We start from the raw sequence: 23,484 nt of genomic DNA on the forward strand, positions 1-23,484 counted from the left end.
TGGTTACTCCTGCTGTATCAAGTGCTGTAAATTCGGGTCATTCTTGATACGCTCCATTTCATTTTCTACAATCTGCATAACGTCCGCTTTAATCTGCTTGTAATTGGCTTCGATTACCTGCTTCATATTGTCGTTGCCATCTTCATCGGTAAAGGATAATATCTGCGGCATCTTTTTGTAGGCTTTGGTTTCGGAAGCTACCTTATCATTATCCACCACGATTTCAGCATGAAAGATTTTTCGCTCGATACGTTCATCGAAGTTGTCCGCAACCGCTCCAACAAACATACCCTGTGTGAGCATGGATATTTTGGAGGCAGGTATCAAGCTGTCCATTTGGGTGGATATGGACGTGGATTTATCATTGCGATTTATCGTAATGCTTTGGCGTTTCTGCAAGACCTTACCAAACCGCTCACTTAGGTTCTTTGCTGTTTCCCCTAAAACTTGACCGGAAAAAATATTACCAACGGTATTTTGGATGACCTTGCTTTCCTTGTCGCCGTAATCCCGTGTTAACTGTGAATAGTCTTGAAAGCCCAAGCACACCGATACCTTATTGCTACGTGCAGTTGCGATAAGATTGTCCAGTCCTCGGAAATATATCGTAGGCAACTCGTCTATGAGGACGGAACTCTTTAACTGCCCTTTCTTATTAATGAGTTTTACAATTCGGGAATTGTACAAACCCAAAGCGGACGAATAGATATTTTGGCGGTCGGGGTTATTTCCGATACACAGTATTTTCGGCTCTTGTGGGTTGTTGATGTCCAGTGAAAAATCATCTCCTGTCATTACCCAATAAAGCTGTGGCGAAATCATCCGTGACAATGGAATTTTTGCCGATGCTATCTGTCCCTGCAACTGGTCTTGCGCTCCGCCTTGCCATGCATCCATAAAAGCCGACAGGTAGTTTTCGAGTTCGGGATATGAGGTCAGTATCGTAAACACGTCTGCATATTTTTTATTCAGCAATTCAATAGCATGGGGAAACGTGCAGTACTTTCCGTCTTCATAGATTTTCAGAAACCAAATGATTGATGCGAGCAATATAATTGGACTTTCCACGAAAAAATCCCCTTGCTTCAAAATCCACGACCTGTTGAGGTTCAGCATGATGGTGTAAGAAGCCTCGTAGGCATCGGAAATATCCGTCATAAAGGCAGGGCTTAACGGATTGCATCGGTGGCTTCGGCGTGGGTCGTCAAAATTGATAACATAGAACTTGGGTTGCACTTTGTACTTATCCTTATGCTTCAATAAGTGATTATAGGCAATGGTGGATAGGTCGTCGAATTTGAAATCGTAGATATACATCGCAAACCCCTTTTCGATATGCTGCTTGATGTAGTTGTTTACGATGGCGTAGGATTTTCCCGAACCGGGAGTACCAAGTACAATCGAGGCTCGAAAAGGGTTGACGACATTAATCCAACCGTCATTCCATTTGCCTTTATAATAGAACTTCGTAGGAAGATTGACGGAGTATTCATTTTCCATCAGACGGGTTTCCTGCCCAAAACTTTCGTTTTCGCTATTGAAAACATCATCCATCAGATTGTTGCTGAGTAGTCGGCTCATCCAACCCCCTGCCATAAGCAAGGCTATATATCCCAAACTCGTTGTAAGGATGTAAAGCGATGTGGCAATCCCTACGGACAGCTTTAACAATGGCGTGTTCAGAAAGAACAATACAAAGCCGATAACTAAGGCGGTGTAAATCTTAGCCCATGTTATCTTTTCGTTTTTTACGCCCTTTGTACCGAGACAGCTTAACGCCAATAATATCAGCGCAAAAATTTTGGTGTAAAGCGTATGTGAAAAAAGCCCTGCGGTACGGTTGAAATTGGTCAGTATCTTGCCGATGATTTCCAGTGTCCACCCACGTTCGGCAAAGAACCCGTAACAGAACCAATAAAAGTGCATGAGTACCAAAAGAATACTTACGGCACGCATAAAAGCCATGATTTTGGCTAATCCTCTCAAATCGTCTTCTCCCTGCATAACAAAAAAATTTAGTGATGCAGGAAATTTAGAGGCTATTTAAAAGGGCTTATCCAAAGGGGTGTCGGATGGCTTTTGGGGGCTTAGTTTGGCTGAGTATCGTAGAAGCAGAAAAGGTAAAACTCGCTATTGAGTATCAAGAGCAATTTTTTGTAACTTTGTTCCTAACAAAAACTAAAATATTTAATCCAATGAAGCTGTAAGTAACTGTTATAAAATGGAATTGACAATTCATCACTTTGCATAAGTGATGAAGAAATGCATGCAAAACTTTAAATTTAGCACAATGACACAGTTACAAATGATTGATACGACCAAATCAATCGCTCAACAGGACGAAAATGTTTCCGCAGTTTTAATGTATGGGTCGTTTACCAAAAACGAGGGCGACCAATATTCTGATATCGAGTTTTATATTTTTCTGAAAAGCAAAGAAAATTTTTCTTCCGAAAAGTGGGTAAACAAGATTTATTCGACAACGTTATACTTTACGAATGAATATGGCAGTGAAGTCGCAATTTTTGAGAACCTGATTAGAGGCGAATTTCATTTTTTAAGAATAAATGAGATTGACGTCATAAAATCGTGGGAGGGCTTTGTATCGTTCAGTGATTTTGAGCAAATGAACTTAATTGACAAAGACGGTCTTTTGACTGAAACACTTAATCAAATAAAAACAAAATTGCCCGACAGAACTACAAATGAAAATATCTTATTTTTAAGCCAATCATTACTGAATGTATTGTTGACAACAAGTAACTTGATTAAAAGAAAGGAATACGCTCACGCTTACCAAAGCCTGTCAAACGTACAAAAGTATTTACTTTGGTTAATCCGAATAGCAACAAATCAAACCCATCATTGGGAAAGTCCGACAAAAAGTTTAGAGAAAGATATTGACAAAGATTGGTATTCAGAATTTAGATTGACAACATCTGATTTGGACTCTAGCAATTTAAAAGTAGCTTTCCAAAATTCGTTGAACTTATCAAAAAAGCTGTTTGATGAATTAGGTGTTAAGACAGACCTAAAACGACTACTAAATAGGATTGAATAAGCTGATTTTCTATTTCTTTATGTGGCTGGGAAATGTTTATTGCTTGTAATCTACTCCTACAAATGCGGTTTACCCATCCACTCTGTTAAACGTTTCATTCAAAGCTAACCATCAAAGACCAAGATGTTAATCATGGTCTTTGATGGTCAAAAAAGCTATTGTTGTCTTCCATGCCTTTTGCGTTTCTTCTTTTTCTTCATACGGTTGGCAAATTCCTGTTCCTCGTAGACTTCGCCCTGTGCCTCCGGCAGTAGCCCACCCAATCCGTCTATCCATAAATCATCGGTCGGCTGTTCTTTATTTAGGAAGTTAAAAAGTGCATGGGCTTCCTCTTTCTCTACGGTGTTGCCTGTGGTCGATGACTGATTTTGTGCGTTTGTTTTTTCAGCTTCTTGGCGTTGCCCAACCGCTTGCTGGTTCCACCAATCATTAAAGAAATTCGCCGAAAGGTTTTTACTTAAAGCTGAACCGTTGCGGAAAGTCGGTGTACATCTGCCCCGATTTCCACAAGAAATTATGCCGTATCGTCTGCATTCTCTGAGAGGGAGACGGTATATGTCACCAAAAGAGGGTATGGCCGATGTTTTTATCGAAGCCTTTATAAAAGACTTTAACAACAAGACTAAAGCCCAAAACACCGAAAGGACAAATATTATAAGTGATATTGACGCATCGAACAAACGCTATCAAAATACACTTTTAAAGAATGCCGATGGAGAGATGGCAGATGACGATTTCCACGAAGTAAAGTAATTGACCAAAGGTAAGATTGAGGTTTTTGAAAGAAGATTAAACGACTTGGCAGTAGCGGGAACAGAGATTAAAGACTTAGTCGCCCCCACCTTAAAAAAGGTCGCAAACATTGACAGACGTTTTGAAAACGGTGATATACAACCCTGAGCCTCCAACGGACCGAACCCAAGGGTTCTCATCCCAACTTTAGGGGCACAAAAAAGCCCCAACTTTCGTTGAGGCATTTTTGTGATCCCGCTGGGATTGGCTCAGCCCCGCATTCCCCAAACTCATGCCTGAGCCTTCTCCGAATCGAACCCAGGCCAACCCTTCGTTCGAATCCGGCGGACACAAAAAAAGCCCAATCTTTCGATTGAGCTTTTTTTTGTGATCCCGCTGGGATTCGAACCCAGGACCCATACATTAAAAGTGTATTGCTCTACCAGCTGAGCTACGGAATCTTACTTCGCTTTCTGAAGCATCGCTTCGTTGTTTGAAGTGATGCAAAAGTAGGTATTTCGATTTAAATTGCAAACATTCTTTCCTGCTTTTTTTCAGAAAAACAAAAACCCATTCATAGTGAGGAAGATAAATTTAAGGTATCGCTATATAGATAGCGGACTTCGTTCCGTAAATTATAACGGGAAGCCATCACCTCACCGTATGCCCCGGCTGTACGGATGGCGATTAAATCACCGCGATGTGATTTTGGCAAGGGTACTTCCTTTCCAAAACAATCGGAACTTTCGCAGATCGGGCCTACCACGTCGTACAAGATTGGGGTTTCTTCGCTGTCGCCCACGCGTTCTATTTTGTGATAAGCTTGGTATAAAGCGGGTCGCATTAATTCTGTCATACCCGCATCCACGACTAAAAAGTGCTTTTTCACACCACTTTTGGTATATAGCACCTTAGTGATCAGAGAACCGCATTGTGCTACTAATGCACGCCCCAATTCAAAATGAACTTCTTGCTGCGCCGTCCGTTCTAGAAAGCGGTCGAATATATCGAAATAGGCTTCAAAGTCTGGTATTGGATTTTCGTCCGGATGCTGGTAATCCACGCCTAGCCCACCGCCTACGTTTAGCACCTTAATTTGCGTACCACGTTCCTCAAACCAGTTTTTCCACTCGTTGACCTTCACACACAGGCTCTTGAAGACATTTAGATCGGTAATTTGGGAACCTACATGGAAGTGTAAACCAACTAACTCTACGTTTTTTGCTTCTCGGATCACAGCCGCTGCATGTTCGAGTTCGGAAGTAGGAACGCCGAATTTGTTTTCATCAAGCCCCGTTGTAATATAGTGGTGGGTATTCGCATCTACATTCGGGTTAATCCGTAAGGAGACTTTTGCCACAACACCGAGTTTGCCAGCTAGCTCGTCGATTACTTCCATTTCCTGGATCGACTCCACATTAAAGGCAAAGATATCATGCTGCAACGACAAAATAATCTCTTTGTCTGATTTTCCTACACCTGCAAATGTGATCTGATCTGCGGGGAAGCCCATATCAATCGCTTTCTGCACTTCATTTCCGCTCACGCAGTCGGCTCCGAATCCTTTCGATTGAATGAGGGACAATACCCGATCATTGAAATTTGCTTTCAGCGCATAATGCACATGAAAATTTCGCTTGTCCGCAGCACGTTTCGCTTGCTCCAGCGTCTCATCGAGCAGATTCAGATCGTAATAATAGAGGGGCGTTTCTGATGCTTTTATTTTTTCTAGTTGATGATTATCGAACAACATATAATTTATTTAAATCTTAAAACAACCTATTATGCAGCGAACGTAATGCTTCTGTTTTATGACCGGCGTCAACTAAGACAGAGACGTTATAATCCGACCCCCCGTAGGAAATCATGCGAATAGGCAGATGTTTAATCGCATCGAGCACCTTAGCGGTATAACCGTGTGTATTGGCTCCAAAATCGCCGACCACACAAACGATAGTCTGATCATAATCTACGTGCACCGAGCCAAAATCTTCCACTTCTTTGATAATGTCTTCCAAATTTTTGGTATCATCCACCGTCAACGAAACGGCTACCTCCGATGTGGTAATCATATCGATCGGCGTTTTATAACGTTCAAAAATCTCGAATATCTTGCGTAAGAAACCATAAGCCAACAACATTCGGGAGGAATGGATGTGGATGGCGGTGATCCCGTCTTTTGCGGCAATTGCACGGATCTGACCATTCGTACCACCCTCTTTACTGATCAGTGTCCCAAAGGCCTGTGGATCCATGGTATTCAATAAACGGACTGGCACATTGTAACGCTGTGCGGGAAAAACGCTCTGTGGATGTAAAATTTTCGCTCCGAAATAAGCTAACTCCGCTGCCTCATCAAAACTGAGGTGTGCGATAGGCTTTGTTCCACTGACAATCCGTGGGTCGTTATTATGCATACCGTCAATATCGGTCCATATCTGAACCTCGTCTGCCTGGATGGCAGCCCCGATAAGGGAGGCGGTATAATCGGACCCTCCGCGACGAAGGTTATCGATCTCACCAAATGAGTTACGACAGATATAACCTTGCGTAATAAACAATGTATTATCGGCGTGTTCCGCTAATAAAGCGCCCAGCTTTTCACCAATGTACGACACAATAGGCTCGTTGTCTTCATCGATTTTCATGAAGTCCAATGCTGGCAACAATACTGACGGTATACCAATCTCTTCTAAATGAAAATGAAACAAGGTGGTCGACAATAGTTCGCCTTGGGCAAGTACAATCTTCTCCTCTATAGGAGTGAATAGCTCATTGCCTAAAGAAGCGATATAATTAAAGTGATAATCAATCAGATTGGTTGCTTTTTTCTGTCCTTGTTCGGTCGAAAAAAGTTCCTTTATTAATTCTTCGTACTTATTCTTGTGCTGTGCGATTAAGTCCAATGCCTCTTCAGACTTTCCTGCTAAAAAAGTTTGACCGATTTCCACCAAAGCATTTGTCGTGCCGGCTACCGCCGACAGCACAATAATCTGGCGATCCGCAGGGTTTACAATATCCAATAACCCTTTAATACGTTGGGCACTACCCACCGATGTGCCACCAAATTTTAAAATTTTCATTTGAACAAGTTGTTTTAATGATCACGGAGTTTGTAGATATCCATATTGCTGTTTTATGGTGACCTATACAGCTTCCGTGTAGTATTTATGATAAGTTAATCTATTTGTAAATGTACCTATTATACACAAAAAAGCGGCACAAATGCATACCATCGCTTTTGTGCCGCATATATTATAATGCGGAAGTATTACTTCTTCAAGGCGTCGATAAGCAGTGTTGCTAACTCGATTCCTATCCGCTCTTGCGCTTCATTTGTAGCCGCACCAATATGTGGCGTCAAAGAAATACGCGGATGGTTCAAAATCTCTGCCCGTGGTGTCGGTTCATTGTCAAAGACATCCAAACCAGCAAAAGAAACTTTACCGGAATCCAACGCCTTTACAAGCTCTAGTTCATCAATAACACCTCCACGCGCTGCATTCACCAGACCTACACCATCTTTTAACAAGGCAAACTCTTCTTTTCCGATAGCTGGTTTATCTAAGAAAGGAACATGAAGTGTAATAAAATCTGATTGTTTAAGCACTTCTTCGAAAGCTACTTGCTTTACCGGAAGATCAACCGCTATGCCACCTGTAAAGGTCAGCGATAAGGATGTCGGCCCATCGAATAAATCCGTATAGATGACGTTCATGCCCAAGCCAAGTGCGACTTTAGCGGTTTCGCGGCCTATTCGACCGAATCCAACCACACCTAAAGTTTTGCCTCTCAATTCCACGCCTTTTGCATACGCCTTTTTCAGGCCGCCAAAATTCGTGTTGCCTTCTACGGGCATCTTACGGTTGGAATCGTACAAAAACCGCACACCGTTTAACAAATGAGCAAACACGAGCTCTCCTACCGAAAGTGAGGACGCCGCAGGGGTATTGATAACGGCAATTCCTTTGGAGCGTGCGTAATCCACATCGATGTTATCCATTCCTACACCACCCCGACCGATAGCTTTGATATTAGGGCACACATCAAGCAATGCTTGACGGACTTTAGTAGCACTGCGTACCGTAATAGCGTCATAGGCCTGTAACTTCTCTGCAAGCTCTTCTTGCGGAATATGATTCGTATCTACTTCGAATCCGGCATCTTCCAATAGCTTCTTACCAGCCGCGTCAATACCGTCGTTTGCTAATATCTTCATATAACTAAAATCTTTATGCTATTTATTACTCAATTCTTCAAACTCTTTCATTACATCGACCAACGCGTTGATGGAACTAATTCCTAATGCATTGTAGATCGATGCTCTAAAACCACCTACTGAACGGTGCCCTTTTATACCCACCATACCGCGTTCTTGCGCAAGCTTTAAGAAAGCTGCTTCTTGCTCTGGTGTATCCATCACGAAGGTTACATTCATGCGAGAACGATCTTCTTCATTGGCCGTACCTCGGAAAAATGGATTTCGCTCAATTTCATCGTATAGCGTGCGCGCTTTGATGATATTTTCTTGTTCGATAACTGATATACCGCCTTTTTCCTTTAACCAACGTAAGTTCAACATCGATACATAAATCGAGAACACCGGTGGCGTGTTGAAAAGAGAGCCGGCTTTCGCATGTGCTTGATAGTCGAATATTGTCGGTAACGTACGACCTGTTCTGCCTAAAATAGCATTCTTTACAATTACTAATGTAACGCCGGCAGGACCCATATTTTTCTGTGCCCCCGCGTAAATAATATCATAATCCGCCACATTGATGACACGACTCAAAATATCGGAAGACATATCAACCACGGTTGGTAGATTAACTTGAGGTTTTTCAAAAACCTCTGTACCATATATCGTATTGTTCGACGTATAGTGAAAATATGTAGCGTCCGAAGGCACTGAAAAGTCCTTGGGAATATACGTGTAATTTTTATCGGATGAAGAAGCCACAATCTCGACCTGCCCTATCTTCGACGCCTCTTTAGCAGCCTTCGTCGCCCAAACACCTGTGTCTAAATATGCCGCTTTCCCCCCTTCGGGCAACAGATTCATCGGAATCATGGCAAATTGCTGACTAGCTCCACCTTGCAGAAACAATACGGAATAATCAGATGGAACATCCAACAGTTCGCGTAATAAAGCTTCTGCTTCCTGAATCACTTGCTCAAATTCTTTGGAACGGTGCGATATTTCAAGAATGGAAAGCCCTGTGTTGTTGAAATCAATTACAGCTTGCGAAGCTTCTTGAAATACTTCATTTGGAAGTATGCATGGTCCTGCCCCAAAATTGTGTTTCATCATGAATTTATTTTATGTGAATGAATGAATCGCAAAAATAGTACATTTTTTAATTTTCCTCATATTTCTCAAACTTTTATTGACAAATAAATAAACATTTCTTTCGTTTTATATAAAAATGACATGTAACAAACGAAAGCATCAGCAGGTGCAGAGCACGACCTATTTCCTCTGTATCTTTGCTGCAAACATATATTTACACAGGTAATTGCAGCATAATTACCAAAAAAAAATCGTAACTTCGCATGCGATGTGTTCAACTTTTTTAGTACACATTTAGTTTTATTGAAACCACATTTAATATGGCTGAAGAAACAGAAAACGAAAACAATCTAGTACCTGCAAACGACCGGATCATTCCTATTAATATCGAGGACCAAATGAAGTCTGCCTACATAGATTATTCTATGTCGGTAATCGTTTCTCGTGCATTACCTGATGCAAGGGACGGTTTAAAACCAGTACACAGACGTGTGCTATATGGAATGTTAGACCTAGGTGTAACGAGTGGTAAACCCTATAAAAAATCTGCTCGTATCGTTGGAGATGTGTTGGGTAAGTATCACCCGCACGGCGACTCTTCAGTATATGATGCAATGGTTCGATTAGCACAAGACTGGAGCATGCGCTATCCGCTAGTGGATGGTCAAGGTAACTACGGATCTATCGATGGAGACCCGCCTGCGGCTATGCGTTATACGGAAGCAAGGCTAAAGAAGTTGTCGGAGGAAATGCTTTCCGACATTAATAAAGATACGGTAGATTACCAACTGAACTTCGACGACTCGCTACAAGAACCCACCGTACTTCCTACGCGTATCCCGAATCTTTTGGTGAATGGAGCATCCGGAATTGCGGTAGGTATGGCCACTAATATGGCTCCTCACAATTTAACCGAAGTCGTGGACGGCACCATAGCGTATATAGACAACCGTGATATCGAAGTCAGCGAACTGATGCAACACATCAAAGGGCCCGATTTTCCTACCGGAGGTATTATATATGGTTATAATGGCGTAAAAGATGCCTGCGAAACGGGCAGAGGCCGTATCGTGATGCGTGCTAAAGCAGAAATTGAGACCCTCAAAAACGGACGGGAGTGGATTATCGTCACCGAAATCCCCTATCAGGTCAACAAAGCGAATATGATTGAGCGGACGGCGGAACTTGTCAACGAGAAAAAAATCGAGGGCATTGCCACCATTCGTGACGAATCCGATAGAGAGGGTTTTCGTATTGTATATGAAATCAAGCGTGACGCTAACGCAAATGTCGTATTAAACAATCTTTATAAATATACCGCCTTACAAACTTCGTTTTCGGTAAACAACATCGCCTTGGTTAAAGGGCGCCCGATGTTGATGAATTTAAAGGATATGATCCACGAATTCGTGGAACACCGACATGAAGTGGTTATCCGTCGTACAAAATTTGAATTAGCGGAAGCGGAAAAACGGGCGCATATCTTAGAAGGATATCTGATCGCGCTTGACCACCTGGATGAAGTCATCAAGTTGATTCGGGCTTCCGAAACGCCTGAAGATGCGCGTGTAGGTTTAATGAGTAGATTCGGCTTATCTGATGTCCAAGCACGTGCCATCCTCGATATGACGCTTCGTCGCCTAACGGGACTAGAGCGCGACAAGATCAAAGAGGAATATGCTGAACTCATGAAAACCATTGATTATTTGAAATCGGTACTTGCCGATGAGAATCTTCGGATGGAAATAATCAAAAAAGAGCTGCACGAGATAAAAGAGAAGTATGGTGATGAACGCCGCTCAACCATTGTCCATTCTGCGGAAGATATGCGCATGGAAGATTTCATTGACGACGAAGAGATTGTCATCACGATTTCGCATAACTCTTACGTAAAACGCACGCCGTTGACGGAATATCGCCGACAAGGACGAGGTGGTAAAGGAGCGATCGGTTCTACCACACGAGAGGAAGATTTTACGGAACATATCATCACGGCCTCTGCGCATAACTACCTGTTATTATTTACCGATCGGGGACGTTGCTTCTGGTTACGAGCTTTTGAAATCCCAGAGGGTAGCCGTACATCTCGAGGACGGGCTCTTCAAAACATCATCAACGTACCGAAAGAAGAAAAAATCAAAGCCTTTATTAAGGTCACCAATCTTCGCGATCAAGAATATCTTGAAAACAATTTCATTATCATGTGTACGAAAAAAGGTACGATTAAGAAGACATCTTTAGAGGCTTATTCGAGACCGCGTGCAAATGGTATAAACGCTATCAATATTAATGAAGGCGATGAATTACTGGAAGCATGTTTAACCACCGGAAATAGCGAAATCGTTATGGCATTGCGCTCCGGACGAGCAATACGCTTTAATGAATCTACGGTACGTCCGATGGGAAGAACGGCCACGGGAGTTCGAGGTATTACCCTCGCGAACGACACCGATGAAGTTGTTGGCATGATTGCTGTAGATAATGTGGATACCACAGTTCTTGTCGTTTCAGAAAAGGGCTATGGAAAACGCACAGATATTGAAGATTATCGTGTAACAAACCGTGGAGGTAAGGGCGTAAAGACACTTAATGTTACCGACAAAACCGGCGAGCTAGTGGCCATTAAAGGCGTTACCGATGAGGATGATCTGATGATTATTAACAAATCTGGTATCGTTATTCGTATCGGGGTGGACACGCTTCGTGTAATGGGACGTGCTACGCAAGGTGTTCGGCTTATTACACTCAACGATACGGACGCTATAGCTTCGATTACAAAAGTAGAACGCGAGGAAGAGGAGGAAGTGGAAAACGGCGAGGAAAACACAAATGAAAATGACGTATCAAATGAGACAACAGATGCGGAAGAAAACGAAGAATAAGGTAAAAATTTGCTTGCCCGCCCTCGTGTCGGGCTTGCTTCTGTTGAGTTCAGCGCAGACTTTCGCACAATCCAACTACAAGGAAAGTAGCAATAGTTTTGCACGTTACACCCAATCTGGCGACTTAAAGAATCTCGAAAGTGCTAAAAAACTCATCGATGAAACGTATAAAAACCGCCGCGATTCCAACAGTTCACGCGTGAACGTACTCCGCGCGATGATATACAGCTCGTTGGCGTATGCGGATTCAACGCGCAGCATAAAAAATCCTAGTGATCCTATTGACATCACCTACGAGTCTATTAATAAAATTAAAAATCGTGACTGGGATAATTATACTGCTGAATTACAGTACATCGAACAGAATTTAGCTGCCGCACATATATATAAGGCAAAAAAAGCACTAGAAAAAGAAGATTATGCCGGTGCCTTCCAAAGTTATTTGGAGGTGAAAGAATTGGACATCCCCAATTACGACGTAACCTATAACTTGGCGTTATTGGCTACACAGACCCAACAGTACGATGCGGCCATTACGTATTATAGCAATTTGTTGAAAAGAGGCGATGCGCCGGTAGAATATTACCTAGAGCTCGCGCACGTGTACAAACTAAACAGCGATAGCCAAGGCGTGCTAAATACACTCCATGAAGCGAGGACCAAGTTTCCGGAAAACAAGGAGGTATTGATGAACCTCGTTCAACTTTTCGCACAACGTAACGAATATAAGGCGATTGCGCCGATTATTGATGAGGCTGTCGCTCATGAACCCGAAAACATCGATCTGAATTATCTAGCAGGATATGCCAACGAAACAGTAGGAAATATTGAGATTGCAAAAAGATATTATGGAAAAGTATTGCAACTGGATCCTAACAATTACGCTGCAAATCTCGGCTTAGGTCTTATTTTCCTTAACGGTTTCTTGCAAGATAGCGACAACGTTGAAGCACAGTATCAGGCGCAAAATTTGTTATTAAAAGCGAATGAAATTCGTCCTTATGATGTTAATGCTTTAAAGTCTCTTTCTTTATATTATGAAAGATCTGGGGATCTGGGACAATTAGATCGGGTAAGACTATTATTGAATCAACTATCAAACAATTAAGTATATGAACTTAAAAAAAGTAATATTATTTTCGTTATTGGTGGCAGGAGGAACTACTGCTTTCGCTCAAAACAGCAATTTACGAAAAGCCAAAACAGGTTTACAAGAATTCCAAAAGCTACAAGGAAGCAATATTGCTCCTGAACAACTGGCTCAATTAGGTGGTAAAGATCTACTGAGTGCTAAAGAAGCTATTGACGCGGCGATCACGCACGACAAAACGAAAGACAATCCGGAAACATGGACAGTTTATGCCTTAATATATACCAGTCTAGCGAATTTGGAACAATCGGATGAGGCCGCACAAACTGCCGAAGAAGGTATCCAAAAAGCAAAGGAATTGGATAGTGAAGAGAAGAATCAGGAAAACATTGCTATAGCCACGCAACAATTAGGACAATATAGTTTTAATAAAGGTGTTGGCTCTTGGCAAGAGCAAGACTTTAAAACGGCATATGCGGATTTTAGCAAGGCACTTACTTTTCTGCCAGGTGACACGACGCTAACCTATTACTCCGGGTTAGCCGCTATCCAAAACGAAGATTATCCAAACGCTATTGATAAATATAAGCAGTTAATTCCGCAAAAAGAGTTTTCTCAACACAAGGCAATTACCATAGATTTACCTAAACTTTACTTATCGGCGCAGGATACAACATCAGCTTTAGATTATGCAGCGAAAGCCGTTGCAGCATATCCAGACGACAATGATGCAGCCGTTCAGAATATCGAGTTGAACCTCATCACAGGGAATGAAGAAAAAATAATCAATGAGATTGAAAGTCAGGTTGCGAAAGACGCCGACAATAAAACCTTGCACTACTACCTAGGTATTGCATATTCCGCAAGTGGTGATAATGATAAAGCTATCGAAGCGTATAAAAAGGCAGTTGAGCTGGATCCTGATTATGCAGATGCTAACAAAAATGCATCGGCTACTATTATCAACGGTGTTCGCGATAGATTAAATGCGCTGAATGAGGACAAAACATTATCTAACAGCGATTACAATGCACAAGTGAGTGCCTTAAAAGAAGAAATTAAACAAGCGCTACCCTATCTAGAAAAGGTTGTACAACTTAATCCAGATGATATAGATGCGCTTAGAAGCTTGAAGGGGTATTATGATTTTCATCAGGATGAAGCAAAATCTGCAGAAATTAATGCCAAAATCGAAGCTTTACAGCAATAATTGATTTATACGGTCGTAAAAACGGAGCGTCTAGAAAGACGCTCCGTTTTTGTTTAATTTTTTAGTGTAACCTCTCGAAGCAAATGTTCACTGACAAACTCTTCTTCGGACCGCTCCATACGCTGCCAAGTCATGTAGGAGTTGACATATATCCCGTTGGAGAGAATAGGTTCCGTCGACTTCAAATAAAGTATGTCCCCTTCGAAATCAATCTTGCGATGTTGCATTTGATTGTTCCAGTTCGGAAATAAAGAGCTTTCGATACTATAGGTCACAACGGCTCTTTTATTATCGATTTTGTATCTACCACAAAAAGCAATATATCCTTGTAAAGAAGAAGCCATTTCTTCTTGTGTAGCCATCATCTTGTCGTTACTTTTATAAAGCAGCCGTGCTTCTTTGGATACCTGTACTGCCATAAAACCGTCTGGCGAATACATCAGTATTCCGTAAGGGTTTTTCCCCATCGGGAAAAGAGAATCGTCACCTTCGATCGGGACTTCAATATAGGACAAAAGTTTCCAAGTGCCTATGAGTTCATTTTTAATTGATGTCATAATATGCTATTGCATTCGTTTCTTATTATAAGAACGTACATCTTGTCAACTTAGTTTACAGGGGCGCTAGCTTTGATCAAATTTTGACATTTTATTTTTTAGCGAAATACAAATTTTATAGCTATCTTTGCAGACTCGTTAAGATACGAGTATTAAATTTTAATTAAAACAAATTTATCAACAATGCAACAGTACGAATCTGTCATTATTCTTACCCCGTTGCTTTCAGAGGATGTCGCGAAAGAAGTAATCGCGAAATTCAAAAACATCCTTACTGAAGGCGGAGCCGAAATTGTCGCTGAAGACAATTGGGGTTTGAAAAAATTAGCGTATCCAATCCAGAAGAAAACTACTGGATTCTATCACCTAACTGAATTCAAGGCTCCGGGTGAATTAATTCAAAAACTAGAGCTGGAATACAAACGTGATGAGCGTGTTATGCGTTTCTTGACTATTGCTCTAGATAAACATGCAAAAGCTTACAACGAGAAAAAACGTAGCGGCGCATTTAACAAGAAAGCTGAAACTAAAACGGAGGAGGTAGCAAACTAATGGCAAACGAGAATATACAATACGTAACTGCCCCTAAAGTAGAGGATAACCGTAAAAAATACTGCCGTTTCAAAAAGAACGGTATTAAGTATATCGACTATAAAGACGCAAACTTCTTATTGAAATTTATAAATGATCAAGGTAAAATTTTACCTCGTCGCTTAACGGGCACATCGTTGAAATTCCAACGTAAAGTAGCTCAAGCCGTTAAACGCGCGCGTATTATTGGACTATTACCTTACGTAGCTGATTCATTAAAATAAGGAGGAAACGACATGGAAGTTATATTAAAACAAGATATTAAACACCTTGGCGAGAAAGACGATATCGTAAACGTAAAACCCGGATACGGTCGTAACTACTTAATTCCTCAAGGATTTGCCACTCTAGCGACAACGTCTGCTAAGAAGGTATTAGCTGAGAACATCAAACAAGCTCAGTTCAAACAGGATAAAATCAAGAAAGACGCAACCGAATTAGCGGACAAATTGGAAAGTGTTAAACTTACTATTGGCGCTAAAGCAGGGGAAACTGGAAAAATCTTTGGTAAAGTAAACAGCATCCAAATTGCGGACGCTTTGAAAACACAAGGATTTGAAGTTGATCGTCGACGCATTACATTCGAAACGGAACCTAAAACAATCGGTGAATACATCGCTAACTTAAACTTACACAAAGAAGTTAAAGTACAGATTCCTTTTGAAGTTGTAGCGGAATAATAAGATAAAATTCCAATAAAATAAAAAGGAGATAACATTTGTTATCTCCTTTTTATTTTATTGGATGATTTCCTCAATTTCTCGAATAATTTTCTGTGCGATAGCATCGGCAGCATCCGGGGTTGGACCTTCCGAATAAATACGGATAATAGGCTCCGTATTCGATTTACGAAGATGTACCCATTCTTTTTCAAAATCTATTTTTAGTCCATCAATCGTCGTATACTCTTCTGCCTTATATTTTTCCTCCATTTTCTGCAGCAAAGCGTCGATATCCATATCTGACGTCAACGTAATCTTATTTTTCGACATATAATATTGGGGCAATTCTGCACGGTAAACAGACGCCGTCTTTTTTAATTTGGCCAAATGGCTTAAAAATAGTGCTACCCCTACCAAAGCATCCCGACCATAATGCGAATCTGGATAAATAATCCCTCCATTTCCTTCACCGCCGATGACAGCATTTACCGCTTTCATTTTTGTAACCACGTTCACCTCTCCTACTGCCGCAGCAAAGTATTCACCACCATGTTTAACGGTTACATCACGTAACGCCCGCGTAGAAGAAAGATTGGACACCGTATTACCTTTGGTATGTTGAAGGATATAATCTGCTACGGCGACCAAAGTATATTCCTCGCCGAATAACTCCCCGTTTTCCATCATAAATACCAAACGATCTACATCTGGATCCACAGCAATCCCTAAATCTGCTTTATGATGTAATACCGCTTCCGAAAGGTCTACTAAATGTTCTTTTAATGGTTCCGGGTTATGAGGAAATTTACCGTTAGGTTCGCAATGTATTTTATAAACTGTCTCTACGCCTAGCGCATCTAACAGGGCGGGTATGAAAATTCCACCTGTACTATTTACGGCATCTACCGCTATTTTAAAACCTGCTTGGCGAATAGCGTCTTTATCTACTAACGGTAAGGCCAAAACCGCATCGATGTGCTTCTGTAAGTAGCTATCATCTTTCGTTTCTTTACCTATCGCCCCGATCTCCGCAAAATCGAAATCCAGACTTTCGCCTAACGCCAAAACTTCCTTTCCTTCCGCATCATTGATAAATTCCCCGTTACTATTTAATAACTTCAGGGCATTCCACTGTCCAGGATTGTGAGAGGCTGTCAAAATAATACCTCCTGCCGCTTTCTCCATGGGCACAGCTAGTTCTACCGTTGGCGTCGTTGATAAGCCTAAATTAATTACGTCAGCACCTATTCCTTGTAGGGTTCCCACAACCAAGTTGCTCACCATTTCACCGGACAAACGTGCATCTCGTCCGACAACAATTTTTTTATTGTCCGACTTCTGTAACAGAATTTTACCAAATGCAGCGGTGAATTTAACGATGTCAATAGGTGTAAGTGCCTCTCCTGGTTTACCTCCTATGGTACCTCTGATACCAGATATAGATTTTATAAGTGTCATATTTCAAATTTAACGGCCATGTAAGCCTGTTCGCTTTAAACAAGCGTAAAAATAACTTTATATCCTAATATTTATTAGAATAATTTGCTTTTTTAGCGATCAAAACCTTACTTTTGTTGCAACACTGTATCATTTGATCAAAAGCGGGCAATGTTATCAATTATTCTTTACTTTTGAAGAGTAATTTAAACGAGCACAGAATCTATGTTGAATCAACTCATTCATTTTGACCAAGAGCTATTTTTGGCCATAAATCAAGGATTAAGTAATCCTTTTTTTGATTGGTTGCTACCTATCCTACGGAATCCATATACGTGGGCGCCTTTATATCTGTTTCTAATTATTTTTTTCATCAAGAACTACGGCAAGATGGGAATATTAATTGTTGCTTTTACACTGGCTAATTTCGGCATTTCCGATGCCTTGTCATCACATGTTATAAAAAAAAATGTAAAACGTATACGTCCTTGTAACGATCTGGTTTTTAAAACAGAAGCCAATGTTCGCGTGCGATGTGGATCCGGATTTAGTTTTACTTCCTCCCATGCTACCAACCATTTTGCGATGGCTTTCTTTTGGATTGTTTTATTCCGGAGGCGATGGAAACATACCTTATGGTTATGCATAACATGGGCTGCTTTGATCAGTTTTTCTCAAATATATGTGGGTGTTCATTATCCGTTCGATATTCTATGGGGAGCTCTTTTAGGTATTTTGATCGGTACCGGAACCGGATATCTATTTAAGCGTTTTTTTCCAGACTTTTTTACGCCCCACCCTACTTCTATAACAGCATGAGTTCTGCATTAATCGTTAGCATTTTATTTATTTCGGCATTTTTAAGTGGTTTGTCGGTATTCTTTGTTAAAAGAGACAACACTAATCTATTAAAACTTGTCCTCTCTTTTAGCGGTGCCTATCTATTCAGTATTACTGTATTGCACTTAATTCCGCATGTCTATATCAGCCAAAACACCAGTCCAGAAATAATTGGTCTCTATATATTAGGTGGGTTTTTATTCCAGTTGGTATTGGAACAGTTTTCTCAAGGTATTGAACATGGTCATATCCACCATAGCGCCCATAATGCGTTTCCGTTGGGTATTATGATCAGTTTGTGTTTACATGCATTTCTAGAAGGGATGCCATTGGCGGCTGGTCATCAGGCAGAGCTGGTTTTCGGTATCGCAATCCACCACGTACCCGCCGCTTTTGCTTTAGGAAGCTTATTACTCAACACGCGACTTTCCAAAACGAAAATCGCCATTTTTCTTCTTTTATTTGCGATTATGACTCCATTGGGTTTTCTAACTAGTAAAGGGATAAGCGAGGGTGAAATCGGAAACATCACGCAGTATTTCGATAAAATAATGGCGATTGTTATTGGGATATTCTTGCATATTTCAACGACAATCTTATTCGAATCGGGGTCTGCAGACCACCATAAATTTAATCGCAAGAAAATGATCGCGGTGATCCTTGGCGTATTGGTATCGCTGGCTAACTTTCTTTTTGATTCACACGACCATGCTCATCATGAACCGGGTCATCATCATGAAAATCATGATCACCTCCATCAGCATGATCATGATCATGACCATAATCACGATGAGCATGGGCACGAACACACGCACTAACCATTAAAGGATTGTCCCAAACAAAGACGATATTATGACTTTAAAATCGTTCTAAATTAGCTAACTTTGCTGCATCCGTCAGCGATATTCTAAAAAGGGATATCATTACATAATTTTTAACACGACATTATGCAGAAAAGTTTCAGTCTTGATTTGTTGGAAGTAGGAGAACAAGCGACCATATGCCAGCTTGATTCGTCAGTAATACCTTCTAAATTTTACGAAATGGGACTTCTTCCGGGAACTGTGATAGAAGTGAAACATAGGGCACCGTTTCACGGGCCGATCGGTCTACAAATTTCCAATTCAAACATCTTAATTGCAATCCGTAAATCCGAAGCGCTACACATTTTCGTCGAAAAATAATATGAAGAATCCAACAATAGCCTTTCTAGGAAATCCCAATGTGGGAAAAACATCGCTATTTAACCGTATTACAAAGTTACATCAACACGTCGGGAACTATCCGGGCATCACCGTAGAAAAGCGAGATGGCTCGGTGAAAGCTAATGGTAAAACGTATCGTATCATTGATTTACCCGGAACCTATACACTCTTCCCAACCTCAATGGATGAAGAAATTGTGTACGACGTTTTAGCGGATAAAGAAAATCCTGCACACCCGGACCTGGTCGTTGTCGTTGCCGAACCAAACAATATTAAACGGTCTATCGTTTTATACCAACAAGCCCGTGAATTAGGCGTTCCGGCCATCTTCGTTGTGAATATGATTGATGAAGCCAACGCCAAAGGAATTGACATTGACTACCACCGGCTAGAAGCTTATCTTCACACAAAGGTATATACCACCGACGCCCGAAATGGCAAGGGAATAGCACAGCTTATTAACGGCTTTGACGAACGTCCGGGATATTTCCCCGGCCAGTTTGAAATACACGACAATCACAAAGCAGCCTTAGAAGAAGCAAAAAAAGCTTTTCCACTGCACACGGAGTATCAAACCTGGCAATTTATTGCACAGGAGAATGTATCCTTCTTAACAGAAGAACAACAACAAACATTAGCCGACATCCGGAATAGACATCAGCTTTCTTCGAATACACTTCAACAAGCGGAGGCTATTCAACGGAATGCAAAGATTGAAAACGATTTAAAAAAAATAATTCTACAAAAGGATAATCAACACCTAAACAAGACAAATAAAATTGACAAAGTCTTACTCCATCCGGTTTGGGGCTATATTGTCTTCTTTTTTCTTCTATTTCTCGTGTTCCAATTGGTGTTCATTTTGTCCGAACCTATCATGGATTGGATAGATGAGCATTTCTCTACACTCATTGATTATGCCGCCAGTATACTACCCGAAGGTCCCTTATCCAATCTATTAACACAAGGCGTATTAGCCGGGATCGGTGGCATTATTATTTTCGTTCCTCAGATAGCGATTTTATTTCTGCTTATCTCCCTGATGGAGGAAACCGGCTACATGAGCCGCGTTGTCTTTCTGATGGATCGATGGCTTCGTCCTTATGGGTTAAACGGAAAATCGGTCATTCCGCTCATGTCTGGTGTCGGTTGTGCTGTTCCGGCAATTATGGCCGCTCGCAACATTGAGAATACTAAAGAGCGGTTGGTGACCATGCTAGTCACCCCTTTTATGACTTGCTCAGCACGTTTACCGATCTATGTCGTGTTAATCTCTTTAGTTATTCCTGATGAAACATTTTTGGGCTTCGGACTACAGGGGCTTATATTGAATCTACTATATATTCTCGGTGTGGTTGCCGCACTATTATCTGCCGCGGTCTTAAATAAGATCATTAAAAATCAGCACAAGTCGTTTCTTATTTTCGAGCTCCCTTCGTACAAATCGCCGGATTGGCGAAACGTGGGCATGAATATGTGGGAGAAAACCTCCGGATTCTTATTCGGCGCCGGTAAAATCATTTTAGCGATGGCTATCATTTTATGGGTGCTTGGCAATTTTGGCCCCAATGATAAGTTTAGGAATGCCGAGACCTACGTACAGCAAGCCAACCCGACCCTAAGCGAGGAAGAATTGGGTGAAGAGATTGCTTCCTTCCGATTGGAACATTCCTTCCTAGGCTATATGGGGATGGGTATAGAACCCTTAGTTCGGCCGTTGGGCTACGATTGGAAAATGGGCATCGGACTTATCTCCTCCTTCGCCGCGAGAGAGGTTTTCGTGGGCACCATGGCTACGGTGTACAGTTTGGGTGAAGAGGTAGATCCTGATGACGATGAAGAGCGGGAAACATTGTTAACCAGAATGCGGTCGGAAATCAATAGAAATACGGGACAGCCTTCTTATAACTTGGCATCCGGGGTTTCGCTCCTTTTATTTTATGCTTTTGCCATGCAATGTATGAGTACTATTGCAATCATGAAACGGGAAACAGGTTCCTGGAAATGGACAATAATACAAACGGTTATGATGACTGGCTTAGCTTATATCGTTGCTTTCATTGCTTATCAGCTGCTGAAGTAGTGATGAGTAATGTGTGATGAGGATTTAAAATAATTAAAATGGTACAATATAGTATTATCGGTATTCTTTTTATCATCGCCTTATTTTTTATGATAAGAAAATTTATGCCTTCAAAAAACAATAAACAAGGCTGTAGCAAAGGTTGTGGTTGTTCGGCGACCGATGTAAAATAACTATCTTTATGGAATATTGTCCGACAGATCATCTGTTTTATAAAGATTGATATCATGATAAAAAGCAACTTGTTACTTTGCGCAGGCTTGATTGTGGCAAACCTGTCTTTTGCTCAGAAAGCGCTGATACAAAAAGCAGATTTAAAAAACGTAACCGTTTTTACAAGCGCAGCGGAATTAAATCACACAGCGAACCTACATCTTCCTTCCGGTAGCAGCGAAATAGTGTTCACCCATGTAGCGAACAACATAGATGAAAATAGCATACAGATTGGAACTGGAACACATGTTACCGTCCTATCCGTACGACCCGCATTAAATTATATCGATGCGGAAGTAAAAACAACCGCTTACAGCAAGGTTGAGCAGACGTATAAGAATGCTTTAACGGAGTTAAAAAAGCTGCAAAATCAAAAGGCTGCTGAAGAAAGCTTGCTGAAATTATTAGAACAAAACCAAAAAATTTCCGGAGACAACAGCAGCACAACCGTAGCTGAACTGGCAAAGATGACTGAGTTCTACAAACCGAAATACCTAGAAGTAAAGAACAATATTACAACATTGGAGGAGCAGGTAGCAGCACAACAGGATGTAGTGGATCGGGCCAAGGTTCAATTCGATCAAGTCAGCGGACAGACGTCGGGTTCGGGCGGCCAATTGATCGTACAGGTGATGAATAACCAAACTGGAAACCATCCATTTAACATATCTTACCTGACACGACGGGCGAATTGGCATGCTTCTTACGAATTACGTGCCGCGAATACCACGTCTCCGCTGCAAATTGTATATAAGGCCAATATTACACAACAAACAGGTGTCGACTGGCAACAGGTCAACCTACGACTTTCTACGTCAAATCCCGCACAAGGAGGTATAGCCCCAACTCTTTCGCCTTGGCATCTGTATTATCAAGAATTGATGGCAAGGGATGCAACACTAAATGAGGCCGTTGTTACAAGAGGAGCTGCAAAAAGACTAAACGTTGTAGGAGCCGTGCGAGAGGAAGCTGCTGCTGCACCTCAGGCATTGAACGACTATGTACAGCAAACTGAAAACCAGCTCAATACCACTTTCGACATCGACCTTCCTTATACGATTTCCTCTAACGGGAAGCAGCATGCCGTAAATCTCCAAGAATATACTCACCCCGCGAACTATCAATATTACGTCGCTCCGCGTATCAACCAAGATGTATTCTTATTGGCCGAGTTGACGGATTACGAGAAGTTAAATCTTGTTCCCGGACAAGCAAACGTCCTGTTTGAAAACATCTTGGTCGGAAAAACATTTGTGAATCCGGGCGAAGCAACCGACACCCTAAAATTGAGCTTAGGAAGAGATCGAATGATTTCCGTTAAACGGGAAAAAATCAACGATCTTTCTTCAACGAGACTGATAGGAAACAGCCGAACGCAAACGGCTATTTATGAAATAACCGTTAAAAATAACAAGAAATCGGCTATCAGCTTAACACTGCAAGAGCAATATCCACTATCGACCGATAAGTCTATGGACATTACGTTGGAAGAAGCTAGCGGTGGAAAAGTCAATAAAGATACCGGTATCGTCACGTGGAAATTGAATATTCCGGCCGGCGGTACCGAGAAATTAAAATTTGGTTACTCGGTCAAACATCCAAAGGACAGACAAGTTAATTTATTTTAGCGA

At 41.4% G+C, this 23,484-nt stretch carries 20 protein-coding genes, 1 tRNA gene and 1 pseudogene; 13 read left to right on the forward strand and 9 right to left on the reverse strand.

Annotated elements, in window-relative coordinates:
* Positions 1 to 3 precede the first annotated feature (3 nt).
* On the reverse strand, positions 4 to 2,004 hold the full coding sequence (gene mobC, locus LKO28_RS13965) for a conjugal transfer protein MobC (protein WP_227695610.1): 2,001 nt from the start codon (positions 2,002 to 2,004) through the stop codon (positions 4 to 6).
* A gap of 262 nt (positions 2,005 to 2,266) precedes the next feature.
* Between mobC and LKO28_RS13970 the strand changes: the two genes are divergently transcribed.
* Positions 2,267 to 3,061, forward strand: a complete 795-nt coding sequence (locus tag LKO28_RS13970; RefSeq protein WP_227695611.1) for an aminoglycoside 6-adenylyltransferase — start codon at positions 2,267 to 2,269, stop codon at positions 3,059 to 3,061.
* 155 nt (positions 3,062 to 3,216) lie between these two features.
* Here LKO28_RS13970 and LKO28_RS15605 read toward each other — a convergent pair.
* From LKO28_RS15605 to serC, 6 genes and pseudogenes are all read right to left on the reverse strand, one after another.
* Positions 3,217 to 3,393 (reverse strand): annotated as a pseudogene (locus LKO28_RS15605) (relaxase); the annotation flags it as partial.
* 788 nt (positions 3,394 to 4,181) lie between these two features.
* Positions 4,182 to 4,254: transfer RNA gene (locus LKO28_RS13980), tRNA-Lys, on the reverse strand.
* A 113-nt stretch (positions 4,255 to 4,367) separates the two neighbouring features.
* On the reverse strand, positions 4,368 to 5,543 hold the full coding sequence (gene lysA, locus LKO28_RS13985) for a diaminopimelate decarboxylase (RefSeq protein ID WP_411028047.1): 1,176 nt from the start codon (positions 5,541 to 5,543) through the stop codon (positions 4,368 to 4,370).
* A 19-nt stretch (positions 5,544 to 5,562) separates the two neighbouring features.
* A complete protein-coding gene (locus LKO28_RS13990; RefSeq protein WP_227695616.1) occupies positions 5,563 to 6,876 on the reverse strand; it encodes an aspartate kinase in 1,314 nt (437 codons plus the stop codon).
* A 188-nt stretch (positions 6,877 to 7,064) separates the two neighbouring features.
* On the reverse strand, positions 7,065 to 8,012 hold the full coding sequence (locus tag LKO28_RS13995) for a D-2-hydroxyacid dehydrogenase (protein ID WP_227695618.1): 948 nt from the start codon (positions 8,010 to 8,012) through the stop codon (positions 7,065 to 7,067).
* A gap of 18 nt (positions 8,013 to 8,030) precedes the next feature.
* Positions 8,031 to 9,101, reverse strand: coding sequence for a 3-phosphoserine/phosphohydroxythreonine transaminase (gene serC / locus LKO28_RS14000; RefSeq protein WP_227695647.1), 1,071 nt, complete (start codon positions 9,099 to 9,101; stop codon positions 8,031 to 8,033).
* Positions 9,102 to 9,403: 302 nt separating this feature from the next.
* On the opposite strand from serC, the gene gyrA reads away from it, so the two are divergent.
* Genes gyrA through LKO28_RS14015 form a run of 3 tightly spaced genes read left to right on the forward strand, consistent with a single transcriptional unit; the run spans position 9,404 to position 14,265 of the window.
* Positions 9,404 to 11,965: a DNA gyrase subunit A gene (gene gyrA, locus LKO28_RS14005; RefSeq protein ID WP_227695619.1), complete on the forward strand. Its 2,562-nt coding sequence runs from the start codon at positions 9,404 to 9,406 to the stop codon at positions 11,963 to 11,965.
* Positions 11,931 to 13,073, forward strand: coding sequence for a tetratricopeptide repeat protein (locus LKO28_RS14010; RefSeq protein WP_227695620.1), 1,143 nt, complete (start codon positions 11,931 to 11,933; stop codon positions 13,071 to 13,073). The genes gyrA and LKO28_RS14010 overlap by 35 nt, the downstream gene beginning before the upstream one ends.
* A 4-nt stretch (positions 13,074 to 13,077) precedes the next feature.
* Positions 13,078 to 14,265 (forward strand): tetratricopeptide repeat protein, encoded by a 1,188-nt coding sequence (locus tag LKO28_RS14015; RefSeq protein WP_227695621.1) that lies wholly within the window; start codon positions 13,078 to 13,080, stop codon positions 14,263 to 14,265.
* A 53-nt stretch (positions 14,266 to 14,318) separates the two neighbouring features.
* On the opposite strand, the gene LKO28_RS14020 is transcribed toward LKO28_RS14015, so the two are convergent.
* A complete protein-coding gene (locus LKO28_RS14020; protein WP_227695622.1) occupies positions 14,319 to 14,822 on the reverse strand; it encodes a lipocalin-like domain-containing protein in 504 nt (167 codons plus the stop codon).
* 183 nt (positions 14,823 to 15,005) lie between these two features.
* Here LKO28_RS14020 and rpsF point away from each other — a divergent pair, with 183 nt between their 5' ends.
* The 3 genes from rpsF to rplI are packed head-to-tail and all read left to right on the forward strand — an operon-like array spanning position 15,006 to position 16,093.
* Positions 15,006 to 15,374: a 30S ribosomal protein S6 gene (rpsF, locus tag LKO28_RS14025; protein ID WP_227695623.1), complete on the forward strand. Its 369-nt coding sequence runs from the start codon at positions 15,006 to 15,008 to the stop codon at positions 15,372 to 15,374.
* Positions 15,374 to 15,637, forward strand: a complete 264-nt coding sequence (rpsR, locus tag LKO28_RS14030; protein ID WP_227695624.1) for a 30S ribosomal protein S18 — start codon at positions 15,374 to 15,376, stop codon at positions 15,635 to 15,637. Before rpsF ends, rpsR begins: the two co-directional genes overlap by 1 nt.
* A 12-nt stretch (positions 15,638 to 15,649) precedes the next feature.
* Entirely contained in the window at positions 15,650 to 16,093 is a 444-nt protein-coding gene (gene rplI / locus LKO28_RS14035; protein WP_227695626.1) for a 50S ribosomal protein L9, read from the forward strand.
* 57 nt (positions 16,094 to 16,150) lie between these two features.
* On the opposite strand, the gene glmM is transcribed toward rplI, so the two are convergent.
* Complete coding sequence (gene glmM / locus LKO28_RS14040) at positions 16,151 to 17,533, reverse strand: phosphoglucosamine mutase (protein ID WP_227695627.1); 1,383 nt, start codon at positions 17,531 to 17,533, stop codon at positions 16,151 to 16,153.
* Positions 17,534 to 17,737: 204 nt separating this feature from the next.
* Between glmM and LKO28_RS14045 the strand changes: the two genes are divergently transcribed.
* The 6 genes from LKO28_RS14045 to LKO28_RS14070 all read left to right on the forward strand — a co-directional run bounded on the left by LKO28_RS14045 (position 17,738) and on the right by LKO28_RS14070 (position 23,481).
* Positions 17,738 to 18,331 (forward strand): phosphatase PAP2 family protein, encoded by a 594-nt coding sequence (locus LKO28_RS14045; protein WP_227695628.1) that lies wholly within the window; start codon positions 17,738 to 17,740, stop codon positions 18,329 to 18,331.
* Positions 18,328 to 19,170: a ZIP family metal transporter gene (locus tag LKO28_RS14050; protein ID WP_227695629.1), complete on the forward strand. Its 843-nt coding sequence runs from the start codon at positions 18,328 to 18,330 to the stop codon at positions 19,168 to 19,170. Before LKO28_RS14045 ends, LKO28_RS14050 begins: the two co-directional genes overlap by 4 nt.
* Before the next feature lie 129 nt (positions 19,171 to 19,299).
* Positions 19,300 to 19,536 (forward strand): ferrous iron transport protein A, encoded by a 237-nt coding sequence (locus LKO28_RS14055; protein WP_227695630.1) that lies wholly within the window; start codon positions 19,300 to 19,302, stop codon positions 19,534 to 19,536.
* Position 19,537: 1 nt separating this feature from the next.
* A complete protein-coding gene (feoB, locus tag LKO28_RS14060; RefSeq protein WP_227695631.1) occupies positions 19,538 to 21,640 on the forward strand; it encodes a ferrous iron transport protein B in 2,103 nt (700 codons plus the stop codon).
* Positions 21,641 to 21,678: 38 nt separating this feature from the next.
* The gene (locus LKO28_RS15610; protein ID WP_227695632.1) at positions 21,679 to 21,813 is read left to right on the forward strand and encodes a FeoB-associated Cys-rich membrane protein; all 135 of its coding nucleotides are present in this window, start codon (positions 21,679 to 21,681) and stop codon (positions 21,811 to 21,813) included.
* A gap of 54 nt (positions 21,814 to 21,867) precedes the next feature.
* Complete coding sequence (locus LKO28_RS14070; protein WP_227695633.1) at positions 21,868 to 23,481, forward strand: DUF4139 domain-containing protein; 1,614 nt, start codon at positions 21,868 to 21,870, stop codon at positions 23,479 to 23,481.
* Positions 23,482 to 23,484: the final 3 nt, after the last annotated feature.

Source organism: Sphingobacterium sp. FBM7-1, from assembly GCF_020687765.1.
Taxonomy (GTDB): Bacteria; Bacteroidota; Bacteroidia; order Sphingobacteriales; family Sphingobacteriaceae; genus Sphingobacterium.

Coding starts and splice junctions, on each gene's coding strand:
- mobC (WP_227695610.1), bottom strand. CDS start 2,004: ATGCAGGGAGAAGACGATTTGAGAGGATTAGCCAAAATCATGGCTTTT.
- LKO28_RS13970 (WP_227695611.1), top strand. CDS start 2,267: ATGCAAAACTTTAAATTTAGCACAATGACACAGTTACAAATGATTGAT.
- LKO28_RS13990 (WP_227695616.1), bottom strand. CDS start 6,876: ATGAAAATTTTAAAATTTGGTGGCACATCGGTGGGTAGTGCCCAACGT.
- LKO28_RS13995 (WP_227695618.1), bottom strand. CDS start 8,012: ATGAAGATATTAGCAAACGACGGTATTGACGCGGCTGGTAAGAAGCTA.
- serC (WP_227695647.1), bottom strand. CDS start 9,101: ATGAAACACAATTTTGGGGCAGGACCATGCATACTTCCAAATGAAGTA.
- gyrA (WP_227695619.1), top strand. CDS start 9,404: ATGGCTGAAGAAACAGAAAACGAAAACAATCTAGTACCTGCAAACGAC.
- LKO28_RS14010 (WP_227695620.1), top strand. CDS start 11,931: ATGAGACAACAGATGCGGAAGAAAACGAAGAATAAGGTAAAAATTTGC.
- LKO28_RS14015 (WP_227695621.1), top strand. CDS start 13,078: ATGAACTTAAAAAAAGTAATATTATTTTCGTTATTGGTGGCAGGAGGA.
- LKO28_RS14020 (WP_227695622.1), bottom strand. CDS start 14,822: ATGACATCAATTAAAAATGAACTCATAGGCACTTGGAAACTTTTGTCC.
- rpsF (WP_227695623.1), top strand. CDS start 15,006: ATGCAACAGTACGAATCTGTCATTATTCTTACCCCGTTGCTTTCAGAG.
- rpsR (WP_227695624.1), top strand. CDS start 15,374: ATGGCAAACGAGAATATACAATACGTAACTGCCCCTAAAGTAGAGGAT.
- rplI (WP_227695626.1), top strand. CDS start 15,650: ATGGAAGTTATATTAAAACAAGATATTAAACACCTTGGCGAGAAAGAC.
- glmM (WP_227695627.1), bottom strand. CDS start 17,533: ATGACACTTATAAAATCTATATCTGGTATCAGAGGTACCATAGGAGGT.
- LKO28_RS14045 (WP_227695628.1), top strand. CDS start 17,738: ATGTTGAATCAACTCATTCATTTTGACCAAGAGCTATTTTTGGCCATA.
- LKO28_RS14050 (WP_227695629.1), top strand. CDS start 18,328: ATGAGTTCTGCATTAATCGTTAGCATTTTATTTATTTCGGCATTTTTA.
- LKO28_RS14055 (WP_227695630.1), top strand. CDS start 19,300: ATGCAGAAAAGTTTCAGTCTTGATTTGTTGGAAGTAGGAGAACAAGCG.
- feoB (WP_227695631.1), top strand. CDS start 19,538: ATGAAGAATCCAACAATAGCCTTTCTAGGAAATCCCAATGTGGGAAAA.
- LKO28_RS15610 (WP_227695632.1), top strand. CDS start 21,679: ATGGTACAATATAGTATTATCGGTATTCTTTTTATCATCGCCTTATTT.
- LKO28_RS14070 (WP_227695633.1), top strand. CDS start 21,868: ATGATAAAAAGCAACTTGTTACTTTGCGCAGGCTTGATTGTGGCAAAC.